At 35.3% G+C, this 14,118-nt stretch carries 12 protein-coding genes; 8 read left to right on the top strand and 4 right to left on the bottom strand.

The window, feature by feature from the left end; genetic code table 11:
• Window positions 1-63: 63 nt before the first annotated feature.
• From tsaD to MY04_RS00465, 6 genes are all read left to right on the top strand, one after another.
• The gene (gene tsaD, locus MY04_RS00490) at window positions 64-1,083 is read left to right on the top strand and encodes a tRNA (adenosine(37)-N6)-threonylcarbamoyltransferase complex transferase subunit TsaD (RefSeq protein WP_066204761.1); all 1,020 of its coding nucleotides are present in this window, start codon (window positions 64-66) and stop codon (window positions 1,081-1,083) included.
• Window positions 1,084-1,088: 5 nt separating this feature from the next.
• On the top strand, window positions 1,089-1,400 hold the full coding sequence (locus tag MY04_RS00485) for a hypothetical protein (RefSeq protein WP_066204756.1): 312 nt from the start codon (window positions 1,089-1,091) through the stop codon (window positions 1,398-1,400).
• 249 nt (window positions 1,401-1,649) lie between these two features.
• Complete coding sequence (gene lgt / locus MY04_RS00480) at window positions 1,650-2,504, top strand: prolipoprotein diacylglyceryl transferase (RefSeq protein WP_066204753.1); 855 nt, start codon at window positions 1,650-1,652, stop codon at window positions 2,502-2,504.
• A 108-nt stretch (window positions 2,505-2,612) separates the two neighbouring features.
• A complete protein-coding gene (locus tag MY04_RS00475; RefSeq protein WP_066204750.1) occupies window positions 2,613-3,911 on the top strand; it encodes a YHYH protein in 1,299 nt (432 codons plus the stop codon).
• Window positions 3,912-3,915: 4 nt separating this feature from the next.
• Window positions 3,916-4,533 carry a hypothetical protein gene (locus MY04_RS00470; protein ID WP_066204747.1) on the top strand — a complete coding sequence of 206 codons (618 nt, stop codon included), beginning with the start codon at window positions 3,916-3,918 and terminating at the stop codon, window positions 4,531-4,533.
• A 42-nt stretch (window positions 4,534-4,575) separates the two neighbouring features.
• The gene (locus MY04_RS00465; protein WP_066204744.1) at window positions 4,576-4,893 is read left to right on the top strand and encodes an antibiotic biosynthesis monooxygenase family protein; all 318 of its coding nucleotides are present in this window, start codon (window positions 4,576-4,578) and stop codon (window positions 4,891-4,893) included.
• Between the two features lie 560 nt (window positions 4,894-5,453).
• On the opposite strand, the gene gcvP is transcribed toward MY04_RS00465, so the two are convergent.
• Window positions 5,454-8,354, bottom strand: a complete 2,901-nt coding sequence (gene gcvP, locus MY04_RS00460; RefSeq protein ID WP_066204741.1) for an aminomethyl-transferring glycine dehydrogenase — start codon at window positions 8,352-8,354, stop codon at window positions 5,454-5,456.
• Window positions 8,355-8,929: 575 nt separating this feature from the next.
• On the opposite strand from gcvP, the gene MY04_RS00455 reads away from it, so the two are divergent.
• Window positions 8,930-10,291, top strand: coding sequence for a CotH kinase family protein (locus MY04_RS00455; RefSeq protein ID WP_066204738.1), 1,362 nt, complete (start codon window positions 8,930-8,932; stop codon window positions 10,289-10,291).
• A 27-nt stretch (window positions 10,292-10,318) separates the two neighbouring features.
• On the opposite strand, the gene MY04_RS00450 is transcribed toward MY04_RS00455, so the two are convergent.
• Window positions 10,319-11,524, bottom strand: a complete 1,206-nt coding sequence (locus tag MY04_RS00450; RefSeq protein WP_336234578.1) for a lipid A-modifier LpxR family protein — start codon at window positions 11,522-11,524, stop codon at window positions 10,319-10,321.
• 284 nt (window positions 11,525-11,808) lie between these two features.
• On the opposite strand from MY04_RS00450, the gene MY04_RS00445 reads away from it, so the two are divergent.
• A complete protein-coding gene (locus MY04_RS00445; protein WP_066204732.1) occupies window positions 11,809-12,357 on the top strand; it encodes a hypothetical protein in 549 nt (182 codons plus the stop codon).
• Between the two features lie 90 nt (window positions 12,358-12,447).
• On the opposite strand, the gene MY04_RS00440 is transcribed toward MY04_RS00445, so the two are convergent.
• On the bottom strand, window positions 12,448-13,326 hold the full coding sequence (locus MY04_RS00440; protein ID WP_066204729.1) for a DUF1295 domain-containing protein: 879 nt from the start codon (window positions 13,324-13,326) through the stop codon (window positions 12,448-12,450).
• Entirely contained in the window at window positions 13,323-14,096 is a 774-nt protein-coding gene (locus tag MY04_RS00435; RefSeq protein WP_084005712.1) for an MBL fold metallo-hydrolase, read from the bottom strand. The genes MY04_RS00440 and MY04_RS00435 overlap by 4 nt, the downstream gene beginning before the upstream one ends.
• Between the last annotated feature and the right edge of the window lie 22 nt (window positions 14,097-14,118).

The raw sequence follows: 14,118 nt of genomic DNA, 5'->3' as shown, positions 1-14,118 counted from the left end.
AATTAATTAGCACATTCGCTCATGGTATTGTAATTTAGCTGATTAAAGACAAATAATTATACGATGAGCGGTATTATTTTAGCTATAGAGTCGTCATGTGACGAAACTTCAGCTTCAGTAGTAAGTCACGGTAACGTGCTTAGTAATATAGTTTCCACGCAAGAAGTACACCAAAAATACGGAGGTGTAGTTCCGGAGTTAGCCTCGAGGGCACATCAAAAGAATATTTTACCAGTTGTGAGCGAAGCTTTAAAAGAGGCCAAAATCGAAAAATCGGATTTGGATGCGGTAGCTTTTACAAAAGGTCCAGGACTTTTAGGAGCCTTACTAGTCGGTGCTTCTTTTGCCAAAGGTATGGCCATGTCTTTAGATATTCCTTTGATTGGCGTAAACCATATGCAAGCACATATTCTTGCTCATTTTATTGATGACCCGAAACCTCAGTTTCCCTTCTTGTGTCTTACTGTAAGTGGAGGACACACCCAATTAGTGGTGGTGAAATCGCCATTAGAAATGGAAGTTGTAGGAGAAACTATAGATGATGCTGTTGGCGAAGCTTTCGATAAAACAGCAAAGATTATGGGGTTAGATTATCCAGGCGGGCCATTAATTGATAAGTATGCGAAAGATGGAGACCCACTTAAATTTGAATTCCCAAATGTAAATATTCCGGATTATAATTTTTCGTTCAGTGGCATTAAAACTGCTTTCTTAAATTTTATGCGTAAAGAAAGTCAGAAGAATGAAAACTTCATTGAAGAAAACAAAGCCGATATTTGTGCAAGTATTCAGCATACACTCATCAAGATTTTGATGAAGAAGTTGATTAAAGCATCAAAGGAATTAAATATTAAAGAAATTGGAATTGCTGGTGGTGTTTCTGCAAATTCATCACTTAGAAATACTATATTAGAAGAGGGAAAGAAAAGAGGATGGAATGTCTTTATTCCTGAATTCGAACATTGCACAGATAACGCTGCTATGATTGCCATGGCTGCCCATTATCAGTTCGAAGGAAACGACTTTGAAGCATTAAGCACCTCTCCAAATCCTAGAATGAAGTTTACAGGAACTAACGAATAACTTTTATGGGAGTCTTTATAGTTATATTCGCTTTTGCTGCCGCTATAGGTTTAGGTGTTTTTTTGAATCTTAACTCAAAAAAATCTCAACCTATAATTCCAGCTGTGAATACATTAACAGATGCAGATGTTATTGCCTTGGCAAAAAAAAATCACGAAGGAATTAGTGTAGCTGCTTTATGTTTACAAGCGAAAGTAAGTGCAAAAGAAGCAAGGAATAAATTAGAAGAACTCAGACAAGAAGGCATTCTTTATTTAAATGTAGATGAGGAGGGCAACGAAAAATTTAAAATAAGCGATACTTCATTACTTGATTAATATTTATTCACATTTATTTAACTAAACTGAATACGTATTCATCTATATTGCTTATACTAATTAACGCTAGAAACATCTTTAGTTCAGTAAAGAAAATGAAATAGATAGAGACCGTTCCCTTTGTGGAAACGGTCTCTTTGTTTTTACGCCTACAGATATAAAAAATCAAAGTTTATTAAATTTTCAACTCTTGATTTTAATTCTACGTTACTCCTTTTTTTAATTCAAATGCTTTACCATATTTGCACTATGGAAACAATACTAGCATTCATTACTTGGGATGTCAATCCTGAAATATTTCCAAGTATATCTTGGTTACCGGTTAGATGGTACGGTCTTTTATTCTCTCTTGGGTTTTTGATCGGTACTTATATCATGGCTAAAATCTTTGTTCGCGAAAACAGACCAGAATCTGATGCCGACGCTATCTTATTATATATGGTTATTGCCACTGTAATTGGTGCACGTCTAGGTCACGTGGTATTCTACCAGCCAGATTACTATTTTACACCCGCTCATTTTATTGAAATCTTCCAAGTTTGGAAGGGTGGGTTAGCTTCACATGGTGGTGCTATCGGTATCATCATCGCATTATATTATTATGCTAAAAAACGTCCAGACCAACCTTGGTTATGGATTTTAGATAGAATTGTCATCCCAGTAGCTTTAGCAGGATGTTTTATCCGTTTTGGTAACTTAATGAACTCTGAGATTGTTGGTAAGCCAGCAGAAGTTGCATGGGCATTTATCTTTACAAGATTGGATAATATTCCAAGACACCCTGCTCAGCTTTACGAATCGCTTACTTACTTAGGTATCTTCTTTATATTAGGTGGTATCTATAAAAAACAAGGACCCGCTTTACCACAAGGCAGATTATTCGGTCTTTTCCTTGTTTTAGTCTTCGGTATGCGTTTCGTTTGGGAATTTTTTAAAGAAAACCAAGTTGGTTTTGAGCAAGGTATGGAATTCAATATGGGACAGTTATTAAGTATTCCTGCCGTATTAGGTGGTTTGTACTTTATTTGGAGATCAACTACTCCAGCTGCAGCCCCTCCTCCATTTCCGGAAAAAAATCCTAATTTAGATAAGGATAAAAAATAAATAGAAAGAAAGCCTGTTCGAAAGACAGGCTTTTTTTATTCTCCTTATACTTTAGTAACTTAAATATACTATTGTAAATAACTCACTCAATTTACTGCGCTATTTCTTATGTCAAAACTTAAATATCTATTGCTATTTTTCTCACTACTTGCCGTTACCTATGCTTGTTCTGAAGAAGACGACCCTACCACAAATGATCCTAATACTGGAGATCCTAACGATCCAAATAATCCAGACGATGAGGCGCCAAGTGCATTTACCGTTACCATTGATTCAATTACCAATCGAGGGGCAATTTTATCATGGACAGCCTCGACCGATCCACAAGGGGGGGATATCAAATATTCTATTGAAGTAGATAATACTACCCTGAGTGATACGCTAACTTCTACCAATTATACAATACAAAACCAAGCGTCCGGTAGTAGCTTATCAGGAAAGGTAATAGCTACAAACACTGACGGAGAAACAACAGAATCAGCATTCGATTTTACCACTTATGTGATTGACATAGGGAAATATCAAGCAATGACAGGTTTTGTAAGTGCTCGATTAGTGGATTGTAATTACCAAGAAGGTGGCAGTGGTCAATGCTATGAAATTACTTTCACAGCGAATAATGTAGATGATGACAATACACATTTATGTCCTGAAAACATCAATCAAGTAGGTGGTTTAGGAAATTATGATGGAGATGGTGTTTCAAATGGATCTCCAAGTAATGGCGATGCTGTAGGTTTTGCCATCCTCAATCAAGCTTTATTTCAAAAAATGGAAAATGATGGTTACGATATCATAGATGCTCAAGGAAACATCAATATCGAACGTTTTGATTCTGGTAGACCTGACCCCAATTTAGCATATTGCTTGGAAGCAGCTCCTGATGATCAATTAACACTCACATTCCAAGTGCCTGTTATTCCTGAAAATATGTCTGCTTCCGATAATATAGAATCTGTAGAATATGTGGGTTTGGCTTTGGATGGCACCCCAATTAATGGAGAACCTCCTTCAGTGGTTAGTTTTGGTGATGGCAACATTCCCTCTTTAGATAGATGTGGTGGTCATCAAGATCCGGCGGGTTATTATCATTGGCATTTTATAGCTCAGAATATGAATCAGATTTTGGAGGATTATGGATATTATCAAGAAGGAACCTTTGAATGTGATCATATCACTCAATCTACCACTTCATTGATGGGCTATGCAAGAGATGGCTATCCGATTTATTCTGTGGCCGATGCAGATGGTGTACCATCAGATTTAGATGCTTGTAATGGACATACAGGTCCCACTGCAGAATACCCTGATGGTATTTATCATTATCATGCTTCTAGAGATGTTCCTAATATTCCTCCTTGTATCAAAGGGAAGCAATCGAGAGATTCATTTATAAAACCAATGTAATCACATGATTAAAAAACTAATTCTACTTCTATTATGTGCATGGGGAACCACTCATGCACATAATCCTAAAATTGCCACTTATAACCTAAGAGATACAGGCATTGGTTGGTATTTAGAGATGAGCTTTGCTAGATCGACCTTGGATAAACAAATGATTCAGCTTCATGGAGAAGATCTTGTAAAAAACTCAACAAAGGCTGAATATCAAAAGCTCATAGTAAACTATTTAATGGATCATATTTTTATTGAAGCAGATGGAACTGATTTAGCTTTTGGTCAAGGTGGCATCCGTTTGGGAGATCATCAAACGGATCTCAAATATATTATAAAATCATTGAGTGATCCTCAACATTTAAATGTCAAAATCAATACCTTTGAAGAGGAACGTAACCACACGAACCTTTTCAGAATATATAAAGGTGATGTCCAAATTGGTAAGTATTTTTTAAGTGAAGAAAATCAATTTTCAACTCAATTCATGATAGAAAATGATAAGATTATATCTATCAATCAAGCATCTTTGAATAGATCGACTCCTTTTTCTACAAAGATTATTCTTGTCATTGGCCTGATTCCAATCCTTGCAGGCCTATTATTTATGGTCAATAAGCTCAAAAAATAATTTGATATACATCTAAACATCAATATAAACCAAACAAACTTTATGATTGCCAAAACTCCAACTCCTCCTTACTATGCCGTAATCTTCACTAGTATCAGAACTAACGTTCAAGAAGGTTATGAAGTCACTGCTGATACTATGGTTGAAATGGCACAACAACAAGATGGATTCCTAGGAATGGAAAGTGCCCGAGATGGGATCGGCATTACTGTATCCTATTGGAAAGATTTAGAATCAATCAGAAAATGGAAAGCAAATAGTGATCATTTGACTGCTCAAAAAATGGGGAGGGAGAAGTGGTATGAGGGGTATACGACGAGGATTGCGTTGGTGGAGAGGGAGTACCGTTTTGATAGGTAGCAGGTAGCAGGTAGCAGGTAGCAGGTAGCAGGTAGCAGGTAGCAGGTAGCAGGTAGCAAAATTAACGCTCGTTTTTAGGTAATAAGTAATAAGTAATAGGTAAGGGTGTGTTTAAATTGGCGCAAATGTTAAGCGACAGCGTCATTTGTGCCCATAAATTTTAGAGGTCTCCTGACCTCGTTTTTTTAGAACTAAGGAACTAAGGAACTAAGGAACTAAGGAACTAAGGAACTAAGGAAAGTTACTTTTTTGAGGTAGAAAACGTATCAAAAGCCCATGAATTTATTCATGGGGACAGAAATTTAAGGTAAAAGGGAAAATTTGATAAATGTAATTTTATCAGATGATTAAATTTTTGAAATGTAACCAACATTATGTTGATAACTTTTTGTTTATATCTGTTCTTAGAAAAGAAAGTTATTCACATTCTGGGGGGTTGATCACATTTATAAAAAAATAAATGTGAATAATTTACGGGGTGCTATACATATTTAAGGCTCATAAATGGAAAAATCCTTTTATGAGCCTTATTTATGTTGATAAGTTTTCAAAAATGGTGCTTACGCTTCCACTTCTTCATAATCACTTACTGGAATACATGAACAAACTAAGTTTCTGTCGCCAAATGCACTGTCGATACGACGTACTGTTGGCCAGAACTTGTTGGCTTGTACGTATGGAAGTGGATAAACTGCTTTCTCTCTTGAGTAAGGAAGTGTCCACTCACCTGTGATTGTCATTTCCTGAGTATGAGGTGCATTTTTCAATACGTTCTCTACAGGATCTGCTTGACCATCGATGACCTCTTGAATTTCCTTACGGATTTCGATCATTGCATCACAGAATTGATCCAATTCCGCTTTGCTCTCTGATTCAGTTGGTTCGATCATCAATGTACCTGGTACAGGGAATGATACTGTTGGTGCATGGTATCCGTAGTCCATCAAACGTTTAGCGATATCTTCTACCTCGATACCAGCTGGCTTGAACTGACGACAGTCTACAATCATCTCGTGAGCGTTTCTGCCATTTGCACCTACGTACAATACTGGATAATGCTCTTTCAATCTGATTTGCATGTAATTTGCATTCAGGATCGCTGTTTTTGTAGCATTCGTTAATCCTTCTGCCCCCATCATTGCGATGTAAGCATAAGAAATTGGAAGAATACTTGCAGAACCCCAAGGTGCCGCTGATACCGCTGAAGAGGCTTTTTCTCCAACATTGTTATCGATTACTGCGTGACCCGGTAAGTAAGGAGCAAGATCTGCAACTACACCAATTGGACCAACACCAGGACCTCCACCACCGTGAGGGATACAGAATGTTTTATGTAAGTTCAAGTGACAAACGTCAGCGCCGATGTTAGCAGGTGAAGTTAAACCTACTTGAGCGTTCATGTTTGCACCATCCATATATACACGTCCACCATTATCGTGAATGATTTGGCAGATCTCAATTACTGATTCTTCGAATACACCGTGAGTTGATGGGTAAGTAATCATCAATGAAGATAAGTTTTCTGAGTGTTGCTCAGCTTTTGCTTTCAAATCTTCCACATCGATGTTACCCGCTTCATCACATTTTACGATCACTACTTTCATACCTGCCATTACTGCAGATGCAGGGTTCGTACCGTGTGCTGATGAAGGAATGATGGCAATATTTCTATGGCTATCACCATTGGCTTCGTGATAAGCACGGATAGTCAATAGACCAGCATACTCACCATTTGCTCCAGAGTTTGGTTGTAATGACATTGCATCAAAACCAGTGATTTCACATAACCAAGCTTCTAAGTTTTTGAAGATCTCTTGGTATCCTTGTGCTTGCTCTTTTGGTGCAAACGGGTGGATCGATCCAAACTCAGGCCATGTTACAGGAATCATTTCTGCTGTAGCATTCAATTTCATTGTACAAGATCCCAATGAAATCATTGAGTGTACTAACGAAAGATCTTTGTTTTCCAAACGCTTTAAGTAACGTAACATTTCATGTTCCGCATGGTATTGATTAAATACTGGATGCGTCAAGAAATCAGATTCACGTTGTAAATCAGCAGGAATAGAAACATTTACATCGTTTGCTAACGCTTCTACATCTACAGATTCATTTAAACCAAGTGCGTCTTGGAAGATATTTACAATATCAACTACGTGAGAAACATCCGTTTGTTGGTTCATTGATAGGCCAATGTTACCATCCTCGAAGTAACGGAAGTTCGTCATACGCTCCTCAGCTAAAATCTTGATTGCTTTTGCTTGAAGAGGTGTTGTATTGATTCTTACAGTTTCGAAATAATCTTTGTTGACTACTTCAAGACCAATTTTTTCAATTGATGTTGCCAAAAGGTTGGCCATTCCGTGTGTACGGTAAGCTATTGTTTTTAAACCTTCCGGACCATGGTAGATAGCATATGCTGCAGCCATCACACCTAACAATACTTGTGCAGTACAGATGTTAGATGTAGCACGCTCACGTTTAATATGTTGCTCACGTGTTTGCAATGCCATTCTATAAGCTTCATTACCATCTTTATCTTTAGAGATACCAATGATACGACCAGGAATTTGACGTTTGTAAGCATCTCTAGTCGCAAGGAAACCTGCGTGAGGCCCACCGTATCCCATAGGAACACCAAAACGTTGTGCAGAACCAACTACAGCATCTGCATCCATTTTACCTGGCTCTTTTAATACTGTTAAGGCTAAAAGATCAGAAGCCATTGCTACCAATACTCCATTTTCGTGAGCTGAAGCAATAAAGTCAGTATAGTCAGAGATAGCTCCATTTGTATCTGGGTATTGAACCAATACACCAAATAAAGTTGGGTCTGTTACATCTAAATCTGCAACATTACCTATCACTAAGTCGACTCCGATTGGAGTACAACGTGTTTTAATTAAATCTAATGTTTGTGGGTGACAAGTGTCTGCTGCAAAGAATTTATTGGCTTGCTTTTTCTTAGCACCTTTTCTAGCTCCATGGAACATATGTACCACTTCACCTGCTGCTGTAGCTTCATCTAATAGAGAAGCGTTGGCCAATTCCATTCCTGTAAGATCTGTCACCATAGTTTGGAAATTTAAGAGCATTTCCAATCTACCTTGTGCAATCTCTGCTTGGTAAGGAGTATAAGCAGTGTACCATCCTGGATTTTCCATGATATTACGTAAAATTACCGGAGGGGTAATTGTGTTGTAATATCCCATACCAATATAAGAACGATAGATCTTATTCTTCTCTGCAATTGTTTTGAATTGACGTAAGAATTGGTATTCCGTTAAAGGTTGAGGAAGTTCTAAAGGTTTCTTTAGACGGATTTTCTCAGGGACAGTTTGAGCGATTAATTCATCAATATCTGATACCCCTAAAGCGGATAACATCTCCTCGATTTGAGTATGGTTGGGCGCGTTGTGCCTTGCCTCAAATCTCTCGAAATTGTTTAAATCAATTTTCATCGACTATGGTTGTGTTGTGGTAATTTTGAACGAGCATATTGAAGGTTATCGAAGGAGTGGTAAATTATTCCCGCACCCTCCCTATCAAATGCTGCGGCAAATATAATTAACTTTGATTATTAAATAAACCTTACTAATTATTTGTGAAAATAATTTTCAGATAAGGCTTCATATTTTGAATATAATAACATAATTATAGTATCTGTTTGGTAACTGTTTAAGTGAATAAATTTTCATTTTAAGTGAAATGAGTCAAATACTTACATATGTTGAATCTTTTGGATAAAATAATGAACACAATGTATTAAATTGCCTTTAATTCAGTTTGATAATCAATTAATTATATCGAAATTTAAATAAAGTACAATTTTAGAAATGTAAGACTTGCATTTCGGATGACGAACCAAGTTACCCCACTAATGAAAACGAGTACACTGACTATACTGCTTACTATTTGTTACTTAAATTGTTTTGCACAATGTAAAACAAATCAGGCTATTGAATTTTTTAATTACAATACAGTTAACAATCTCTATCTCGAAATTGATTCTACAGATTATAATCAATTTATCTCCATGTCTTTAAAACCAAACCAATTAGTGTTTGGGCAACTGAAGATCGAAAATAAAGGAAAGAAGGAATCTTACTGCGGAATTAGTTTTCATATCAATGATAAAGTAGAGGATAGTAATTACAAAAAATCCCTTAAAATAAATTTTGGTCAGCATACCGATCAGTTAAAAGGCATATATCTTGAAGCCATAAATAATGATCCTACTTTATCTAGAAAAAAATTGATGAATAAACTCTTGGTTGATTTGGATATACCAACACCAAGAATGTCTCACACCAATTTATACATCAATAATCAATTTATAGGCTTATACCTCCTATCCGAACCAATTGATGAACGCTTTTTACATCATCAATTTGATACAAACGATGGAGTACTTTACAATGCTCACTTCGGAGCCGATTTAATGAACGATCCAAATTCATATTTAGATGATAAAGTATATCAACTTTATTCGGGAAATGATTTTCATAACAATTCACTTCATTCTTTCTTAGACAGCATTAACCTCTTACATCATACTGAATTTAAAGCTTACATTGAAAAACATTTTGATACAGAGACTTTCATCAAAACATTAGCAGTTGAGATACTCTGTGGACACTGGAATAACTACGCATACAACAAAAACAACTTCAGTTTATATCAACATCCTAAAACAAAGAAATGGACTTACATTCCTAAAGGATACAATAACACATTTGGTATAAACTATGTTTCTAATCGAATTGATTGGGCGGTTAGAGACGTAAATCATTGGCTAGATCCTTATGAGGCTCGTTTATTAGTCAGTAAAATTTTAGAAGATCCTGATTACAGAAATCAGTTCAATATTTTTATTCACCAATATATCAAGACGACATTTAATACTAAAGTATTATCCCCTTATCTGAACCATCAGAAAGAAATTTTACTCCCGTATGTCGAAAACGATTATCTCTACTGTATGGAGTATGGTTGGACAGAAAGTGATTTTATTCTCTCTTTTGAACATCAAACAAACAACCATATTGATCATGGTTTAAAAGAATTTATTGATGTTCGAAGTCGTTCTGCTTTAAAACAGGTGATATTACCTACAGAAAACGATTTGTCATCACATTGGATCAAAACCATTCAATACCTGCCAGAACCTGATAAAAATGTCGTTTGGATGACCATGAACGATATGAACTATAAACGTTGCATGGTGACTGTAGTAAACGACAAAGGGAAAACAGTTAAACGATTCATTTATTCTCCTGCTGCATCGATAAAAGTGGAGTACGATAAATTCTCAAAAGGTACTTATTTTTTAAATACTGAGATTGAAAATACTAAAGGTAGCTGGGTGAATTTGCCGAATGTATTGGTAACGAATTAAACTTTAGTATAATTCTAAAAACACAAACTAGAAATTAAACTTCATATTAAACCTACCCCATTTAGGGTAAAGTGGTGGAAATGTGTTTTCTGGCTGATAATTATGGCGATCCCAATGGTATTCGAAGGCACCTATTCTATGGGTTAAAACCACCCCTACAGATAAAGTATGTATTAATTTAGGTATTTGATGATACTCAATTACATAGGGTGATTCCTCAAAAGGAATTAAGCTTCCTTGCATTTCTCCAGAATAGACATTTAGCATCCCTCCAGAGACAAATTTGATATAGGCCTGTGTTATCTTGAAATTACGTAAAAGCCAACTCTCTTCTGCTTGTTCTCTTAAGGTTTCATCCTCAGACCACATACCGCTATTGTATTTCATTTTAGAATATTTGGTCTCTTTTAACTTATAAAAGCTACTCGTATTTTCTTTTTTACTCCAAGGTCTTTCACCATTTATAAAGTGATTATTAAACAAGCCAATTCTCAATTGAATACTACCTTCAGCGGAGATATCCATTGTACCTACAGTTGCTCTTAGTATCAAAAAGTTTTCAACAAAAGGTAATACAGATACAAAGTCCTGTTTGTATATCACTGTATAATTAAGTAGTAATCCATTCCCTATTTGGTTCTTCCATCCGTTAATGGCTCCATTACCTATTGCACTATGAAATTTATTCTGGAAAAAATCTGCTCCAGCAATTTCTCCTACTACCCCAATATCAAGATAGGTCTCTAAAATATATCCATGAGATGGAGAAAAGGACTCTCTACCTAATCTTAAGAACGTTTGTCCACAAAATGGAATATCTGTAGAATCTACTTCAGTTTGTTCTACATTTTTGGGAGTGTACATTCGATGAGCAAAACTTACTGTATAAAGATCGTGACTATCTTTTGCCTTTAAAGTTAAAGCCCTTGTGAATTTATTATCCAACCCTTTCCAACCTGCTGTGATGGCTGTTCCAAAACTATAAAATTGATCTGTACTCTTTAATAGAAATAGATCCTCATCCACTGTGAGGTTAAAATAAAAGGGCGACTTCTCTTTATCTTTCTTCTTTTCTTGAGCATGAGTATTTTTCACTTGCAATGAGAAAAAAGTGATAAGAATTAAGCATTGGAAATAGATGAACTTCGAATTCAAAAGAGAATAGATTAGAGTAAATAGAATTGTTTTTTTGTAATTAACTAAATTAATAAAATAATTTAAGATTGTTCTCATTTCAATCAACCTCAAGTTCTATCTGATCACTTCTACCCAATAATTTGATAAACAAAAAGTACACAGGTAATAAAAAACTGATTATCAATGTTTAATAATATCACACCCATGTTTAAACAACAAATTCTATCACTATACCTAGTTATTGTATTGATATTCAAAGATTTATTAAGTGTAATATTGACATTAACATTTGATAATCTCTTATTTGTAATCTTAACACATGTAACTGTCTGTTTCTAAATCTATTACCAACTAATTCAACTCTAACTCAATCACTTATTATGAAAATTATCAAGGCAACAAAAGAAACACATTATCAAGAATTTTTAAATCATTGTCCTCACCAATCAGTAAGCAAGGAGTATTTAAAAAAGAACGTCACTTACATTCTCGTATTGAAAGGGGAAGTAGTTGGTGGGTATGTTTTTGGCAACACCTATCCTTATCGTTATACCGAACACATTACGGATAAAATCGATAAACAGAAAATGCTTCACTTTACTGCGTACAATAACGTTACTGAAATTACGTGTATGTGGATAAAACCTGAACTTAAGAAATCTTACATTAGTAAATTTATGTGGGCGTCAATAGGTTATAAAGGCTATTTTGGAAATGCTGAATATTACTTATTTGGCACTAAATCAAAAAAATTCGCCAAAGTCTTAAATTTCCCCATGAGTACCAAACGTTTCATGAGTAGCAATACAGATGATAGAAAAAAGTATCATTTCTTTATTGCTGATAGAAAAAAGACTATTCTTGGTGCATTTGAAATAGTAATGGGATTATTTATCAAGAAACCAAATCAAGAATTAATTAGCGAATAATTATATATATCAAATCTTAATTTACACTACAGACTATCAGTATGGACGTTATTTTTCAACGTCCATACTTTTTTTACACATATGAATGATTTAGAAAGGTAACACTCTAGATACCTCCTCTTTATATTTTTTAAATGCTTCAGGACGATTTTTCATCATTTGTGCATCTTTTAATGGTATTGAAGCAAACATGAACATTGCCCACATTCCTACTGAACCTAATGCTGCATACCACGGAGCATTATATGCATAAGCCATAATTGCTAATCCAAACCAAAACATCATCTCTCCTAAATAATTCGGATTTCTTGATTTTCCCCAGATTCCTGTTCTTAAAATATCCGATTTTTGTGGATTGCTTCTTTTTCTAAACTTATCCAATTCGTTATCTGCTAAAAGCTCGAATATTCCTCCGATAAATGACATAAGGGCACCAATGTAGAAATAAAATGGTAATTGTTTCATTCCTACAAATAAGCTTTTGTAATCAAAAACATAGATCATTCCCCAAAAAGAAAGGAATACAATGACTGTTGGATAAAAATGTAAGGCTAAAAAATTAATAGGTTCAAAACCTTTACCGAATTTGTTTCTAAAATTTTCGTATCTAAAATCTTCATGATGCCATCCCGGCCATCCTCTTGCCCAACTTAATGTTAAACGCCAAGACCAGAAACTAATGACAAAAGCAGCGGACCATTGAGGAAATTTCCAATGTCCTCCACCTAGATAGAAATAAAAACCCACCAATAAATAGAAAGGAATCACGGACCAATAGGCATCATAAGTACTGGTGTTTTTTTTGATTACAGAAAAAATGTAACAGACTACTGTCATTACAACATCTGCAATGAACATATTCCATATTCTATTACCAACATCAATATATTCGTAGCTCAGGACACCAGAAATGCCTATAATAATGTAGATAATAGTTATTTCAACTAACGCCTTTTGTTTGCTTGTCATGATATACGCTTAAGATTATAGTCTGAAAAAGCTTGGTATCTATCCGTTAACCAAGGATATTTTAATAGGTCTTCCGGTTGGGCAGACCATTCAATTTTTGCAAATTTACTCACGATACCTTCAGCATGTTTATCTTCGTCGTGAGTAGGTACAATTACTTTGGGCTGAATTTGTTCACAAAGTTTCTCTACGCTTTCTATTCCGGGGGAAACGACACCACCTAAGAAGAAAGGTAATTTGTAAAGATTAAAAGGGGTGAACATCAAGGAGCAGGTAGGAACGTTAGCCAAAGAATCTAAATGTTGTTCATCTAAACTAAAACCATGTGATAATAGATAAACACTTTCATTTTCTGAAGACAGCACGTATCCATCATAAATGGGATCTATCGCTCTTCGGGTTGGTAAAAAATAAATATCAATATCGTTTATAGAAATTTTAGATTGATGTTTATCTAATCCAATAAATTCAGCATTTGGCAAGGTCTTTTTTATCTCTTTCTGAATGGATTTGGGACCTATTACCTTCTTTGGTTGTAACTTTTCTAGGGTAACTTGATGTAAATGATCAGGATATTTTTGTGTAATCAATACAGCATCAAAAGATGGTACTTTACCATAATCTAACGGAGGCGTTCTATGCCATTGTTTATTGAACCAAGAAAAGTAATCTATTTCAACCCCTTCCAACCAAGGGTCGATCAGAAGTTTCAATCCTTCAAACTCTAAAAACCAAGAGTTATCCATATTGAGCCGCTGTAAATTAATCATATAAAGAGAGTCCGAGTAAATT

It is taken from the genome of Flammeovirga sp. MY04, assembly GCF_001682195.2.
GTDB classification, from domain to species: Bacteria; Bacteroidota; Bacteroidia; order Cytophagales; family Flammeovirgaceae; genus Flammeovirga; species Flammeovirga yaeyamensis.
The sequence above is the reverse complement of the archived record's forward strand: the minus strand, read 5'-3'. Positions and strand labels throughout refer to the sequence as shown.

Excerpts from the sequence above, each read along its gene's own strand:
- tsaD (WP_066204761.1), top strand. The coding sequence starts at position 64 with ATGAGCGGTATTATTTTAGCTATAGAGTCGTCATGTGACGAAACTTCA.
- MY04_RS00485 (WP_066204756.1), top strand. The coding sequence starts at position 1,089 with ATGGGAGTCTTTATAGTTATATTCGCTTTTGCTGCCGCTATAGGTTTA.
- lgt (WP_066204753.1), top strand. The coding sequence starts at position 1,650 with ATGGAAACAATACTAGCATTCATTACTTGGGATGTCAATCCTGAAATA.
- MY04_RS00475 (WP_066204750.1), top strand. The coding sequence starts at position 2,613 with ATGTCAAAACTTAAATATCTATTGCTATTTTTCTCACTACTTGCCGTT.
- MY04_RS00470 (WP_066204747.1), top strand. The coding sequence starts at position 3,916 with ATGATTAAAAAACTAATTCTACTTCTATTATGTGCATGGGGAACCACT.
- MY04_RS00465 (WP_066204744.1), top strand. The coding sequence starts at position 4,576 with ATGATTGCCAAAACTCCAACTCCTCCTTACTATGCCGTAATCTTCACT.
- gcvP (WP_066204741.1), bottom strand. The coding sequence starts at position 8,354 with ATGAAAATTGATTTAAACAATTTCGAGAGATTTGAGGCAAGGCACAAC.
- MY04_RS00455 (WP_066204738.1), top strand. The coding sequence starts at position 8,930 with ATGTCTTTAAAACCAAACCAATTAGTGTTTGGGCAACTGAAGATCGAA.
- MY04_RS00450 (WP_336234578.1), bottom strand. The coding sequence starts at position 11,524 with ATGAGAACAATCTTAAATTATTTTATTAATTTAGTTAATTACAAAAAA.
- MY04_RS00445 (WP_066204732.1), top strand. The coding sequence starts at position 11,809 with ATGAAAATTATCAAGGCAACAAAAGAAACACATTATCAAGAATTTTTA.
- MY04_RS00440 (WP_066204729.1), bottom strand. The coding sequence starts at position 13,326 with ATGACAAGCAAACAAAAGGCGTTAGTTGAAATAACTATTATCTACATT.
- MY04_RS00435 (WP_084005712.1), bottom strand. The coding sequence starts at position 14,096 with ATGATTAATTTACAGCGGCTCAATATGGATAACTCTTGGTTTTTAGAG.